At 58.9% G+C, this 13168-nt stretch carries 14 protein-coding genes; 7 read left to right on the forward strand and 7 right to left on the reverse strand.

The features are described 5' to 3' along the window. Window positions 1-235: 235 nt before the first annotated feature. On the reverse strand, window positions 236-1612 hold the full coding sequence (locus tag JFU47_RS29405; RefSeq protein ID WP_111448612.1) for a glutamine synthetase family protein: 1377 nt from the start codon (window positions 1610-1612) through the stop codon (window positions 236-238). A 280-nt stretch (window positions 1613-1892) separates the two neighbouring features. Here JFU47_RS29405 and JFU47_RS29410 point away from each other — a divergent pair, with 280 nt between their 5' ends. The 5 genes from JFU47_RS29410 to JFU47_RS29430 all read left to right on the forward strand — a co-directional run bounded on the left by JFU47_RS29410 (window position 1893) and on the right by JFU47_RS29430 (window position 7173). Continuing rightward, window positions 1893-2654 (forward strand): gamma-glutamyl-gamma-aminobutyrate hydrolase family protein, encoded by a 762-nt coding sequence (locus JFU47_RS29410; RefSeq protein ID WP_201187673.1) that lies wholly within the window; start codon window positions 1893-1895, stop codon window positions 2652-2654. Between the two features lie 374 nt (window positions 2655-3028). Next, window positions 3029-4171: a polyamine ABC transporter ATP-binding protein gene (gene potA, locus JFU47_RS29415; RefSeq protein WP_123367913.1), complete on the forward strand. Its 1143-nt coding sequence runs from the start codon at window positions 3029-3031 to the stop codon at window positions 4169-4171. Between the two features lie 29 nt (window positions 4172-4200). Continuing rightward, a complete protein-coding gene (locus tag JFU47_RS29420; protein WP_161990859.1) occupies window positions 4201-5082 on the forward strand; it encodes an ABC transporter permease subunit in 882 nt (293 codons plus the stop codon). Then, window positions 5079-5963: an ABC transporter permease subunit gene (locus JFU47_RS29425; RefSeq protein WP_201187674.1), complete on the forward strand. Its 885-nt coding sequence runs from the start codon at window positions 5079-5081 to the stop codon at window positions 5961-5963. The genes JFU47_RS29420 and JFU47_RS29425 overlap by 4 nt, the downstream gene beginning before the upstream one ends. A gap of 112 nt (window positions 5964-6075) precedes the next feature. Beyond that, window positions 6076-7173 carry a polyamine ABC transporter substrate-binding protein gene (locus tag JFU47_RS29430; RefSeq protein ID WP_201187675.1) on the forward strand — a complete coding sequence of 366 codons (1098 nt, stop codon included), beginning with the start codon at window positions 6076-6078 and terminating at the stop codon, window positions 7171-7173. Between the two features lie 242 nt (window positions 7174-7415). Here JFU47_RS29430 and thpR read toward each other — a convergent pair whose 3' ends face one another. Continuing rightward, the gene (gene thpR / locus JFU47_RS29435) at window positions 7416-7955 is read right to left on the reverse strand and encodes an RNA 2',3'-cyclic phosphodiesterase (protein ID WP_123367910.1); all 540 of its coding nucleotides are present in this window, start codon (window positions 7953-7955) and stop codon (window positions 7416-7418) included. Window positions 7956-8015: 60 nt separating this feature from the next. Between thpR and JFU47_RS29440 the strand changes: the two genes are divergently transcribed. After that, complete coding sequence (locus tag JFU47_RS29440; protein WP_008151815.1) at window positions 8016-8210, forward strand: hypothetical protein; 195 nt, start codon at window positions 8016-8018, stop codon at window positions 8208-8210. Between the two features lie 14 nt (window positions 8211-8224). Here JFU47_RS29440 and JFU47_RS29445 read toward each other — a convergent pair whose 3' ends face one another. Further along, window positions 8225-8578 (reverse strand): DUF1428 domain-containing protein, encoded by a 354-nt coding sequence (locus JFU47_RS29445; protein ID WP_140681436.1) that lies wholly within the window; start codon window positions 8576-8578, stop codon window positions 8225-8227. A 16-nt stretch (window positions 8579-8594) separates the two neighbouring features. After that, window positions 8595-9662 (reverse strand): hypothetical protein, encoded by a 1068-nt coding sequence (locus JFU47_RS29450; RefSeq protein ID WP_201187676.1) that lies wholly within the window; start codon window positions 9660-9662, stop codon window positions 8595-8597. 351 nt (window positions 9663-10013) lie between these two features. Between JFU47_RS29450 and JFU47_RS29455 the strand changes: the two genes are divergently transcribed. Further along, window positions 10014-10274, forward strand: a complete 261-nt coding sequence (locus JFU47_RS29455) for a hypothetical protein (RefSeq protein WP_140681432.1) — start codon at window positions 10014-10016, stop codon at window positions 10272-10274. Here JFU47_RS29455 and JFU47_RS29460 read toward each other — a convergent pair. Genes JFU47_RS29460 through JFU47_RS29470 form a run of 3 tightly spaced genes read right to left on the reverse strand, consistent with a single transcriptional unit; the run spans window position 10246 to window position 13167 of the window. After that, on the reverse strand, window positions 10246-11193 hold the full coding sequence (locus tag JFU47_RS29460) for an NAD-dependent epimerase/dehydratase family protein (protein WP_123367906.1): 948 nt from the start codon (window positions 11191-11193) through the stop codon (window positions 10246-10248). The two genes, JFU47_RS29455 and JFU47_RS29460, sit on opposite strands and share 29 nt — an antisense overlap. Before the next feature lie 3 nt (window positions 11194-11196). Next, entirely contained in the window at window positions 11197-12312 is a 1116-nt protein-coding gene (locus tag JFU47_RS29465; protein ID WP_201187678.1) for an HlyD family secretion protein, read from the reverse strand. 6 nt (window positions 12313-12318) lie between these two features. After that, on the reverse strand, window positions 12319-13167 hold the full coding sequence (locus JFU47_RS29470; RefSeq protein WP_201187680.1) for a hypothetical protein: 849 nt from the start codon (window positions 13165-13167) through the stop codon (window positions 12319-12321). Window position 13168 lies beyond the last annotated feature (1 nt).

Genomic DNA, 13168 nt, shown 5'->3' on the forward strand with positions numbered 1-13168 from the left:
GGGGAAATTGGGTGGTTGTCTGGCTGATGTGTCCGGCTTGGGATCCAGCCCTCACCCTAGCCCTCTCCCGGAGGGAGAGGGGACTGACCGAGTTGTCTCGGGACATTCAGCGACCTGATCGATCCAGTCGATTATGGATTCGATACAAAAGCTTCAGGTCGCAGGAGCTCCCGGGCATCCCCCGGTCAGTCCCCTCTCCCCCTGGGAGAGGGTTAGGGTGAGGGCCTTCGCAGACTCAAACCGTGTGCAAGTACCAGTTGTACTCAAGGTCCGAGATGGAGTTCTCGAACTCGGCCAGCTCGCTTTCCTTGCACGCCACGAACACGTCGATGTACATCGGGTCGATGTAGCGCGACATGACTTCGCTGTCGTCCAGCTCGCGCAATGCATCGCGCAGGTTGTTCGGCAGGCTCTGCTCGTTCTGCTCGTAGCTGTTGCCTTCAACCGGTGCGCCCGGCTCGATTTCGTTGGTCAGGCCGTGGTGAATACCGGCCAGCACCGACGCCATCAACAAGTACGGGTTGGCATCGGCGCCCGCCACACGGTGCTCGATGCGCACGGAGTCCGGCGAACCGGTCGGCACACGTACCGCAACGGTACGGTTGTCGATGCCCCAGCTCGGCGAGTTCGGTACATAGAACTGCGCGCCGAAACGACGGTACGAGTTGACGTTCGGGCACAGGAACGCCATCTGCGCCGGCAGGGTCTCGAGCACACCGCCGATCGCGTGACGCAGTGCGGCGTTCTGCTCGGGATCCTCGCTGGCAAAGATGTTGTTGCCTTCTTTGTCGAGAATCGAAATGTGTACGTGCAAACCATTGCCCGCCTGGCCCGGATACGGCTTGGCCATGAAGGTGGTGTCCATCTCGTGGTCGTAGGCGATGTTCTTCACCAGACGCTTGAGCAACACCGCGTAGTCGCAGGCCTTGATCGGGTCGTTGACGTGATGCAGGTTCACTTCGAACTGCGCCGGGGCGCTTTCCTTGACGATGGCGTCGGCAGGGATGCCCTGCTCTTTCGCGCCTTCGAGGATGTCTTGCAGGCAATCGACGTATTCGTCGAGGTCGTCGATCAAGTACACCTGAGTCGACATTGGACGCTTGCCCGAAACCGGCGAGCGTGGCGATTGCGGACGACCGTTCACGTTGTCCTGGTCGATCAGATAGAACTCGAGTTCGAACGCGGCGCAAATGGTCAGGCCCATTGCATCGAACTTGCTCACGACCTGACGCAACACTTCGCGAGGGTCAGCGAAGAACGGCTGGCCTTCGAGTTCGTGCATGGTCATTAACAGTTGCGCGGTCGGGCGCTTCTGCCATGGCTCGATGCTGAGCGTATCGGGGATGGGGAAGCAGATTCGGTCTGAGTCACCGATGTCCAGACCCAGGCCGGTGCTTTCCACCGTAGAACCGTTGATGTCCAGGGCAAACAGCGACGCCGGGAGGTTAATGCCTTTTTCGTAAACCTTATGAAGACTGGTGCGTTCGATGCGCTTGCCGCGCACCACACCGTTCATATCCGCAATCAGAAGGTCGACGTACAAAACCTCAGGATATTTCTTAAGGAATGCGTTTGCTTCGTTGAGTTGAACGGTACGCAGAGGGACCGACATGATGCACCTATTAGCTGTTAATTATTATGTTCACTACCTTGTTGCGAGCCCAGTCAACCCGAACGGCAAAGTGAAGTCAATAGCGAACACTCAGCCTCTCAACCTTTATTTTCTGGCCTTTCTTGGGCACGAGAGTGCCAAATCAGTCTTGCGCACCGTGTAAATCCTGAGGATCGGACGTGTGGCGTTTAGAATTTTTTACATGAGAGTTGTTAATTAAAATCAACAAGGCTAAGCTCCGGAAAAGCTCGTTCAAGTGTGAAACTTCGAGGTGATAAAAATGGCACTCAAGCCATTGATCGGCGTTACTGCGTGCGTCAAACAGATTGGCCTGCACCCCTACCATGTCAGCGGCGACAAGTACTTGCGTGCTGTCAGCGTCGCGGCTTTGGGGCTGCCGGTTGTCATTCCTTCCTTAGGCGACCTGACCGAAATCGATGACCTGCTCGCGCAGCTCGACGGTCTGCTGCTGACCGGCTCGCCCTCGAATGTGGAACCCTTCCACTATCAAGGCCCCGACAGCGCCCCCGGCACGGATCACGATCCGCAGCGGGACGCCACCACCCTTCCCTTATTGCGTGCGGCCATTGCGGCGGGTGTTCCGGTGCTCGGCATCTGCCGGGGCTTTCAGGAAATGAACGTGGCGTTCGGGGGCAGCCTGCATCAGAAGGTCCACGAACTCCCGGGCATGCTGGATCACCGGGAAGCGAACCATCCGGACCTGGCCGTGCAGTACGCCCCGGCTCATGCGGTCAATGTGCAGCCGGGCGGTGTGTTCCAGGCGCTGGATTTGCCGCAGGCGTTCCAGGTCAATTCGATTCACAGCCAGGGCATCGACCGACTGGCGCCCGGCCTGCGTGCGGAAGCCGTCGCGCCGGATGGCCTGATCGAAGCGATCTCGGTGGAACACAGCCCGACCTTTGCCGTTGGTGTGCAATGGCACCCGGAATGGCAGGTTCTGTCGAATCCTCCTTACTTGAGTATTTTCCAGGCGTTCGGTGATGCATGCCGGCGACGGGCGGCGCTACGTAATAAGCGCTGACTTCAAAACACGATTCAATCAATTTACTGCCCCCGTGAGTCAGGCGGGCGTGCCTTTGCGCACCGGTCCCTCACGACAACAACAAACGCGATAACAACAAGTACCACCAGGCAGCCAGGACGGCGGCGCCGAATAAGCCCGGTTAGGGTGAGGCCAGTTAAGCCAGCGAAATACCTTTGTGGGAGCGAGACCGGCTTGCCGGCGAATGCAATGTGTCATGCAACATCAATGTTGACTGATCCACCGCTATCGCGAGCAGGCTCGCTCCCACAGGGGCCAGCGCTGAACCTTCTGGCATCACTCCATAGGGCTTGCAATCAACTATTAAGTCAGGCCGCGTTGGCCCGACGACTGAAACCTGTTGGGAGTTTCACATGGCAAACGCCTCCAGCATCTACAGGAAGGCTCTTGAAGGTCACCAGTCACCGAAAAAGGTGCTGGTGAAAGTCGACCGCGTCACCAAGAAATTCGACGAAACCACCGCGGTGGACGATGTCTCGCTTGAGATCCATCAAGGGGAAATCTTCGCCCTGCTCGGCGGTTCCGGCTCCGGCAAATCGACCCTGCTGCGCATGCTCGCAGGTTTCGAGCGCCCGACCGAAGGCCGGATTTTGCTCGACGGTGTCGACATCACCGACATGCCGCCGTACGAACGGCCGATCAACATGATGTTCCAGTCCTACGCGCTGTTCCCGCACATGACGGTGGCGCAGAACATCGCCTTCGGCCTGAAGCAGGATCGTCTGTCCACCAGCGAAATCGACGCCCGCGTTGAAGAGATGCTGCGACTGGTGCACATGACCCAATACGCCAAACGCAAACCCCATCAATTGTCCGGCGGTCAGCGTCAACGTGTGGCCCTGGCTCGCTCCCTGGCCAAGCGTCCGAAGCTGTTGCTGCTCGACGAACCGATGGGCGCGCTGGATAAAAAGCTGCGTTCGCAGATGCAACTGGAGTTGGTCGAGATCATCGAGCGCGTCGGCGTGACCTGCGTGATGGTGACCCACGATCAGGAAGAGGCCATGACCATGGCCCAACGCATCGCCATCATGCACCTCGGCTGGATCGCGCAGATCGGCAGCCCGGTGGACATTTATGAGGCGCCGGTCAGTCGCATGGTCTGCGAATTCATCGGCAACGTGAACGCCTTCGACGGCACGGTTGTGGAAGACCTTGAAGGTCACGCGATCATTCACAGCCCGGATCTGGAGCAGAAGATCTACGTCGGTCACGGCGTCAGCACCTCGGTGCAGGACAAGTCGATCACCTACGCCATCCGCCCGGAAAAACTGCTGGTCAGCACCACCCAACCCGATACCCGCTACAACTGGTCCAGCGGCAAGGTGCATGACATCGCCTACCTCGGCGGCCACTCGGTGTTTTACGTGGAACTGCCTGGCGGCAAGGTCGTGCAGTCGTTCATGGCCAACGCCGAACGCCGTGGCGCCCGTCCGACCTGGGACGACAAGGTCTACGTCTGGTGGGAAGACGACAGCGGCGTGGTACTGCGCTCATGAAAACACTCAATCAGCAGTTTATGCGGCTGATGCCGAGTGGTCGAAAGCTCGTCATCGGGGTTCCTTTCCTGTGGCTGTTCCTGTTCTTCATGTTGCCGTTCTTCCTGGTGATGAAGATCAGCTTCTCGGAAGCGGCCCTGGCCATTCCGCCTTACTCAGAGATCTACACCTTCGCCGAGCAGAAATTCCAGCTGCTGCTGAACCTCGGCAACTACTCGTTGCTGACTCAGGATGAGTTGTACATCTCGGCCTACTTCGGCTCGTTGAAGGTGGCGTTTTTAAGCACGCTGATGTGCCTGGTGATCGGTTTCCCGATGGCCTACGCAATCACCAAGGCGAGCAAGGAAACGCAAAACGTTCTGCTGTTGCTGATCATGATGCCGACCTGGACGGCGATCCTGATCCGCGTCTATGCGTGGATGGGCATCCTGAGCAACAACGGTTTGCTCAACGCGTTCCTGATGTGGACCGGGCTGACCGATCACCCGATCGAGATCCTCAACACCAACACGGCCGTGTATATCGGCGTGGTTTACGCCTACTTGCCGTTCATGGTGTTGCCGTTGTACGCCAACCTGGTCAAGCACGATCAAAGCCTGCTGGAAGCCGCTTCGGACCTGGGTTCGAGCAACTTCAACAACTTCTGGAAAATCACCGTGCCGCTGGCCAAGAACGGCATCATTGCCGGCTGCATGCTGGTGTTCATTCCGGTGGTCGGCGAGTTCGTGATTCCGGAGCTGTTGGGTGGCCCGGAGACCCTGATGATCGGTCGCGTGCTGTGGCAAGAGTTCTTCAACAACCGCGACTGGCCGGTGGCGTCTGCCCTGGCGGTGGTGATGCTGTTGATCCTGATTGTGCCGATTCTGCTGTTCAACCGCAGTCAGGCCAAAGAGATGGAGGCACGGGGATGAAACGCTTCGGATTTTCAAAGTTCATGCTGATTTTCGGCCTGTCGTTTATCTACCTGCCGATGTTGATTCTGGTGATCTACTCGTTCAACGCCTCGAAACTGGTGACCGTATGGGGCGGCTGGTCGTTCAAGTGGTACGCCGGCCTGCTCGATAACTCGCAACTGATGGGTTCGGTGGTGCGCTCACTGGAAATCGCCTGCTACACCGCGATTGCCGCCGTAGCGTTGGGGACGTTGGCAGCATTCGTGCTGACTCGCGTTACTCGTTTCAAGGGCCGCACATTGTTCGGTGGTTTGGTGACGGCGCCGCTGGTGATGCCGGAAGTGATCACCGGTCTGTCGCTGTTGCTGCTGTTCGTGGCCATGGCGCAGTTGATTGGCTGGCCTCAGGAACGGGGCATCGTCACCATCTGGATCGCGCACACCACGTTCTGTGCGGCGTATGTGGCGGTGGTGGTCTCGGCGCGCTTGCGTGAGCTGGACCTGTCCATCGAAGAAGCGGCCATGGACCTCGGGGCGAAGCCGTTCAAGGTGTTTTTCCTGATCACCATTCCGATGATCGCGCCGTCACTGGCGGCCGGCGGCATGATGTCGTTTGCCCTGTCGCTGGATGACCTGGTGCTGGCGAGTTTCGTGTCCGGCCCGGGTTCCACGACCCTGCCGATGGAAGTGTTCTCGGCGGTGCGTCTGGGCGTGAAGCCTGAGATCAATGCCGTGGCCAGCCTGATTCTGCTCGCCGTATCGATCGTGACCTTCATGGTCTGGTACTTCAGCCGCCGCGCCGAAGCGACCCGCAAACGTGCGATCCAGGAAGCGATGGACCAGACCGCCAGCGAATCCTGGCAGCAACCTGAAAAGCGAATGGTAGAAGCGACGGCTTAAGGGCTTACAGGACGCACACTTTGTAGCCGCAGGCTTCGCCAGCGGCTACAAGGGGTGCGCGAAGACTGCAACTGTTTTGCGTATTTGAATAAAAAAGAATGGAGTTGTACCGATGAAAATGTTTGGCAGGACTCTGCTGACACTGTCCTTATTGGGCGCAATGGCTACCGGCGCCCAGGCCAATGACAAGGTACTGCGCGTCTACAACTGGTCGGATTACATCGCCCCGGACACCGTCAAGAAGTTCGAAGACGAGACCGGCATCCGCGTGACCTACGATGTGTTCGACAGTAATGAAACCCTTGAGGCACGGCTGCTCGCCGGCAAATCCGGCTACGACATCGTCGTGCCGTCCAACAGTTTCCTGGCCAAGCAGATCAAGGCTGGCGTCTATCAGGAACTGGACAAGTCGAAGCTGCCGAACTGGAAGAACCTCAACCCGGTCCTGCTGAAAAACGCTTCCGCGAGCGATCCGGATAACGGTCACGCCTTCCCGTACATGTGGGGCTCCATCGGCATCGGCTTCAACCCGGAAAAGGTCAAGGAAGTGCTCGGCAGCAATGCGCCGACCAACTCCTGGGACTTGCTGTTCAAGCCGGAAAACGCCGCCAAGCTGAAAGCGTGCGGCATCAGCTTCCTTGATTCGCCGACCGAGATGCTCCCGGCCGCCCTGCACTATCTGGGCTATCCGGTGAACTCGCAGGACAAGGATCAGATTGCCGAAGCTGAAGCGCTGTTCATGAAGATTCGCCCTTCGGTGGCGTACTTCCATTCCTCGAAATACATCTCGGACCTGGCCAACGGCAACATCTGCGTAGCGGTCGGTTACTCCGGTGATGTACTGCAAGCCAAGGCGCGCGCCCAAGAAGCTGGCGATAAGGTGAAGGTCGATTACAGCATTCCCAAGGAAGGCGCGGGCAGTTTCTACGACATGGTCGCGATCCCTCGGGACGCGGCGAACGTGGAAAACGCCTACCTGTTCATGAACTTCCTGATGCGCCCGGACATCATCGCCGAGATCACCAACAACATCGGCTACAGCAACGCCAACGCGGCGGCCACGCCTTTGGTAGATGAAGCGATTCGGGATGATCCGGGTTCGTATCCGTCGCAGGAGGTGATGGCGACGTTGTATGCGATTCCGGACATGCCGATTGGCGTTCAGCGGGTGATGACCCGCGGGTGGACACGGGTGAAGCTCGGCAAGTAATTCACTCGGCACCGATCGTTCCCACGCTCCGCGTGGGAATGCCTCCACGGACGCTCTGCGTTCGGCTTTGGAGGGACGCGGAGCGTCCCGGGCTGCATTCCCACGCGGAGCGTGGGAACGATCAATGCCGAAGATTTCCGTTCCCGCAGCGCCTTACCATCGCTGCACTCCTATCTGTAGAACGGCCTCACCTGGCTTCCTCGGTTAAGGTGAATTTGGGCGCCCTCCTCGGGCGCCTTTTTTTATGATGGAACGAGCGGCCACTCGGCCAGCGCTCGGTAGCGGCCCTTATGGGATTCGAACAGGGTGAAGTGATCAGCCCGCAGATAAAACTCGGGTGGCGTCGCGGACTCAGGTACCGGCACTCGGTAATCGCGCATCAACGTCAGATGCGGGCGGAATTCCTTGGGCGAATCCTCAAACCCGAACGGCAGCATTGCCTGTTCAAGCGCATAAACCAGCCGCAGCAACTCCGGTGATGCCTGCTCCGGCGCGAGTACCAACACCCCTGCCCTGCGCCAGACATCCAGCCGATCAAGCGCAACCCTCAAGGGCACACCCGGCGTTCGAATATTGGCAGCGGCCGTGCAGATATCGGCAATCTGCGCCACCTCGACAGCGCCCAAAAACATCAACGTCAGATGAAAGTTTTCCACCGGCACCGGGCGCCCGCTCCTGAGCTCAAGTGCGCTGCGCCATTGGGCAATGGCCCGACGTTGCTCGGGAGCGCAGTTCAGGGCAAAAAACAGCCGTTTTAACGGCTCATGGGATTCGTCGCTCATACCTGGCACCTCCTGACATCCAAGTTATAGTTCATGCAAACGATTCAACTGGAGGGGGCCATGCGAGAGATCATCAGCAAGGAACCATGGTGGGCCGTGCCACCGAAACCCGGTCAGGATGAGTCCGAGCTGGAATGGGGCTGGCTGGTTCATTACAACGAAGGTGAGCCGCGCTTCGAGTTCATCAAAGAGCGGCCGACGGACAGCGAGATTCGTAATCGCAAGAGTTGCAGGACCACCCCGACGCCGGAGTGATCCTGCCGTTGGTTTCAGGCTTTTACGATCATTTCGAAACCGCCAAAGATCAACCGCTGACCATCGAACGGCATCGGGTTGACGTCTGGTTGCATGCGCGGATCGTTCATGAGTTTTTCCATGCCGGCATCGCGGGTGGCCTTGTCTGGCCAGATGATCCAGGAAAACACCACGGTTTCGTCTTCCTTGAGTTTTACCGCCATCGGAAACGAGGTCACTTTGCCGTCAGGGACGTCGTCGCCCCAGCATTCGGCGACGCTGAGGGCGCCGCTTTCCTTGAAAATGACCGCGGCGGTTTCGGCGTGTTTCTTGAATTTTTCGCGGTTGGCGGTGGGTACGGCTGCGATAAAGCCATCAACGTAGGACATGGTCGTTCTCCTTGGGTTATGGGGCGATCTGCTGGTTAGTCGATTCCGTCGGCCCCCAATCGACAGATCCGCTGCCCGAACTGACCGACGGTACTTCGGCGCTCCCCGCCAAATTGCCCTCGATCTGCGCCGCCATGTAGAACGTACCGGCCATCACACCGGTGGTCGGGTTTTGCACCAGCTTCAGCCAGGCCTTGTCGAACGTGTTACCCAGACTGCTGCGAATCAGTGCCTCGCTGTCCGGCCGGTCATTGGCCTGGATAATCGCGCGAATCCCCGCCACACCCACGGAAATCAAGCCCCCGGCCAATTTTCCCGCTGCAGCGGCCACTGCACTGGCCGCACCTCGCGGGACCATTTCGGCTTCCATCCGTTTGCTGGCGCGCTTGGCCACCGGCGCCATGGCGGTGTCTGTCGAACCCACGCCCTTGTCGCCACCTGCCTTGTGGATTTTCTCGATCAGCGCCGCATAGGCCGGCAAGGTGTTCAGCGGCTGGGTGTGCACCACTTGGTACAGCGAAGCATCCCGAGCAGGTGGCGGCCCCAGGGCAATCGCCGGGATTTTCTGGATCCGCCCGTTGAGCTGAGCCATCGGCACGCCGTGGCGCTGGGAGATTTTCTGCAGTTCTTCTTGAAGAATGTCCACGTAGAACGCCGTTGCCAGGCCGAGAATCGCGTCGGGATCGATCTCTACCGCGACCGGCGCCAGCACGCGCTGTTGGTATTGCTCCAGCAGATAGGCCGCCAGGCGCTTGGCCGAGGCATCCTGTTCACCCTTGGCGCTGAGGGTGTACCAGCTGACCTTCATCGACAGCCATTCCTGGGTCCAGTAACTGCTGAACCAGGGAATGAAGTTCTCTTCGGTCAGTTCATAGACCCGCGTTCGCCAGTAATCCATGGCACCGCGCGCGTAGATTTTGGTCTGCTCGGTGGCCGTTTGCGAGGCCGCGACAATCTCTTGGTCGACCATCTGCCAGGTGCTTTGGGAAACAATCACCGGCACCACTTCCACCGGGGCAGGCGCAGTCGTGACGCATCCCGCCAACACCACCAACACGGCGACGATCAGCGAACGCAGGTTCAAGATCGCGGTTCCTACAGACTTGCCCGAACGGAATGTCCGGTGTTCAAAGGTCTATTAATTTGAGTATAGGTGCCGGTGTTTGTTCGTTTGGGGTTGGGGGTGTTCTTCAGATCGCCTTCGCGAAGAGGCCGGATCAGACGGCGAAGACCTCACCATCACTTATGTCGATATTCACCATCGCCACGAATGCCTTCCGCGTAAAAACCGTCAGCGTAGGATCAGCCCTAACCCAACGCAAAACCCCGTATCGGAGGGGCGAATCATGATTATCCATCTCCTGACCTGCCTGGCCCTGACGGCCGTTACCCTGAGCGTTTTTTCCTGGTACGTCCTGTCCGAGGAGCGCACGTCATGATTCACTCCGTGACCCTGGCCGTGAGCTTTGCGGTGTTCGGCAATAACTATTACTCCCAGTCATTCGTTTCGCGCAAAACGTTCGAACTGGTGTTCGACAAAAACTTCGAGGCGTTGCTGATGCCGTCCGCCGCCAATCACTTCAACAATGAAGTGATTGGGCTCAATGATCAGTTCCGTTTCCTGAACGATGTGCTGGAGGAGCACCTGCTGGCGACTGAGCGCGCCGCTACCGCCCCCCGGAATCAATACTTCTGAGCAATTGACCCAGACCCTCGGTAAAACAGGTCGGTGAGTTCAAGGAAAAACGCTCAAGCAGGCGACTGTTGTCGGCGCGCGAATGTTTGATGTCACCGGAACGCGGCGCGTCGTGGTTCAGCGTCACGGGTCGTCCCAGGAGTTCACTTAACGTCGCCACGAGTTCGTTAACGCTGGTGGATCGGTTAAACCCGACATTGACCGGTTCGCTAATCGGCTCTGACTCACCGACCGCCTGAACCAGGACCTTTACGAGGTCATCGACGTAAACAAAGTCCCTTGTTTGCTCCCCATCACCGTAAACCGTGATGGGGAGTTTTTTTTGCGCCCTCTCGCTGAAAATGCTGATCACGCCGGAATAAGGCGATGAAGGGTCCTGACGGGGTCCGTAAATATTGAAAAACCGCAGAATGACCGGTTCGAGACCGTGTTGGCGTCGGTAGAAATCGAGGAAATGTTCGCTGGCCAGCTTGTCGGCGGCATACGGGGTCAGCGGATTCTTGGGCGTGTCCTCGGTAATTGCCATGCCCTCGCCATTGTTGCCATAGATCGCCGCACTGGACGCGTAAACCACCCGTCTAACGCCAGCCTCGCGCATGGCTTCGCAGATATTCAGCGTACCGATGAAGTTGCTTTGGTGAGTCGCGATCGGGTCATCGACCGACGCCTGCACCGAGGCCACCGCCGCCAGATGCACCACCGCGCTGCAGTCTTTCATCGCCCGCTCCACCGTCGGCGCGTCGGCGACATCCCCCACCACCAGGGTCAAATGGCAGCGATCAATCGGCAAATTCGACAATTTTCCACTGGAAAGATCGTCCAGAACCCGAACGCTATAACCGCTTTCAAGCAGTGCTTCGACCAGGTGCGAGCCTATGAAACCGGCACCGCCCGTCACAAGAATTCGATCAGCAGTCATGATTTATTTACTCCCCTGTGCGGTGGTGGGTGTCCGATCCATTGCAATGAAGTCGCCTAATTGCTCGATGAGTTCACGGCTGTTACTGACCATTTGTTGCCAGTCGGTGGGAAAGCGAACATTCAACGGCAGTTGATCGATTCTCCATCGCGGCGACAGGGGGCGATCAAACCGGGCAGCGACCTGCAAACCCATCTCGCTGGCAGCGAACGGCCCACGCAACACCGTCGGCGTGCGACCGGCGCTGTCGACGGCCTGGACAACATGGGCCGCCAACCACTCGCCATCGGGCATGCGAACGCGTAGCGGCTGGCCAATCGCGGCGTAGCTGATGTTCAGCGGTTCCAGATAAATCCACAGCAGGGGCTCTTCCAGTCGCTCAAGGCGCATCAACAACGTACCGGCGCCGACGTTTTCGCCAGGCGTGACCAATACCTCCGCAATTCGTCCGCTCTGGGTAGCCTTGACCGACAATGCGGCGAGGCGCGTCTTCAACCACTGTTGCTCGGCGGTCTGTTGAATAATCTCGCGCTCAACGCTCAACGGCGACTGACGAGCCAGTTGCTCGCGGCGCTCGAACGCCAACAGGTCCGCTTTGAAAGCGTCGAGTTCGGACTGGGCGGCCAGCACTTCTCCACGAGAGACGGCGCCTGATGCGACAAGGTCTTCAAGCACCTGCACGCGCTGCTCAGTCCTATTCACTCGAGTCCTGAGCAACTGACGCTCCTGGGTGTCCAGTTTGGCGTTGGTGGCGGGCACCGTTTTGGTCGGCATCGCGGCGAGCTGCAATAGCCGCGCACGCCATTCGGGATTGTCGAGACTGACCAACGGCTGATCGATCTGGACCTGCTCCCCGGCCATGACGAACAGCTGATCGACCCGACCGGCATCCCGCGCGCGCACCTCAAGAATCGGCAGGCGCAATTGCGCCGGCGCGTCGATCATCACCAGGCCGTAAGCCAGTTTCCCTCCCAGCCAGAGCAAGGGGCTCGCGACCAGGAACAGGATCAAATACCAGCGCACGCGAAACGCCATGCGTTTGCCCGGCGCGTAGAGCACAGTCAAACCCTGCTCCTGGGTGGGATTCAGTTCTTTGCGACTATCGAATCGAATCTTCATGACGGCTCACCGTTTTGGAAAGTCTCGCCAGGCTTGCCAGTCAATGCCGGCAATCCCCCGTGGTTGCAGCTGTTCGCGCCAGACACTGGTCTGATGCTGCAACTGCTCAGTCGACGCACCGGCCCAGGATTCTGTGGCATCCAGTTGCGGCTCCGTGCTTTGCGCCAGGCGAAACTGCAGATCCGGCCAGCGTTGGGCGATCTGCTCGGCCATTCGTGCGCTGTTTTTCGGGTTGCGGGTGTAGATCATCAGGCTGACCTGGCGCACACCGGCGCCGGGGAGCCCGCACGGAAAACAGGTTTTCCCGGGTTTTGTCTCAGCGAACCAGCGATGGTGGCTGGAAATCTCCACCGGCCAAGGGCTCGCTGCGGAGGCCGCGCGCAAGGTGTCGAGCAAGTCCTTCACGCGCTGATCCGGGACCGGCACGCCCAGTTGTTCGAGCTCCAGGTCCAGGTGCAGGCTGGTGAATGAAAGCCCTTTGAGCTTCGCCAGTAAATCGGTGAGCTGATGGCGTTCCTGCGGCTCGATCCAGGCTGGATCGCCGAGCAACAGGCTGACTTGCACCCCCTTGCCGGCCGCGTCCTGCAACAATTGCTCCAGCCGTTGGCGCGTCGTGGCAAGGTCTTTCAACTGGGCGGACTTGAGGCCAAGGTAGATCTTGTCCATCCCGGCTTTACGCAGTTGCTCGAGCTCCGCCTTACGTTGGTCGGGATCGAGCAACGCTTCGCTGTCCCAGACATAACTGGCCTGGGACCATTGGCTCGACGGCGCCACCGCCGCCTGAGCCGGCACTGGTTGTGCGGCCAGTATCATCGGGGGCAACGACAGCGTCAGCAGCAGAAGTATCGATCGCATA

The organism is Pseudomonas sp. TH39(2020), from assembly GCF_016650715.1.
GTDB classification, from domain to species: Bacteria; Pseudomonadota; Gammaproteobacteria; order Pseudomonadales; family Pseudomonadaceae; genus Aquipseudomonas; species Aquipseudomonas mandelii_C.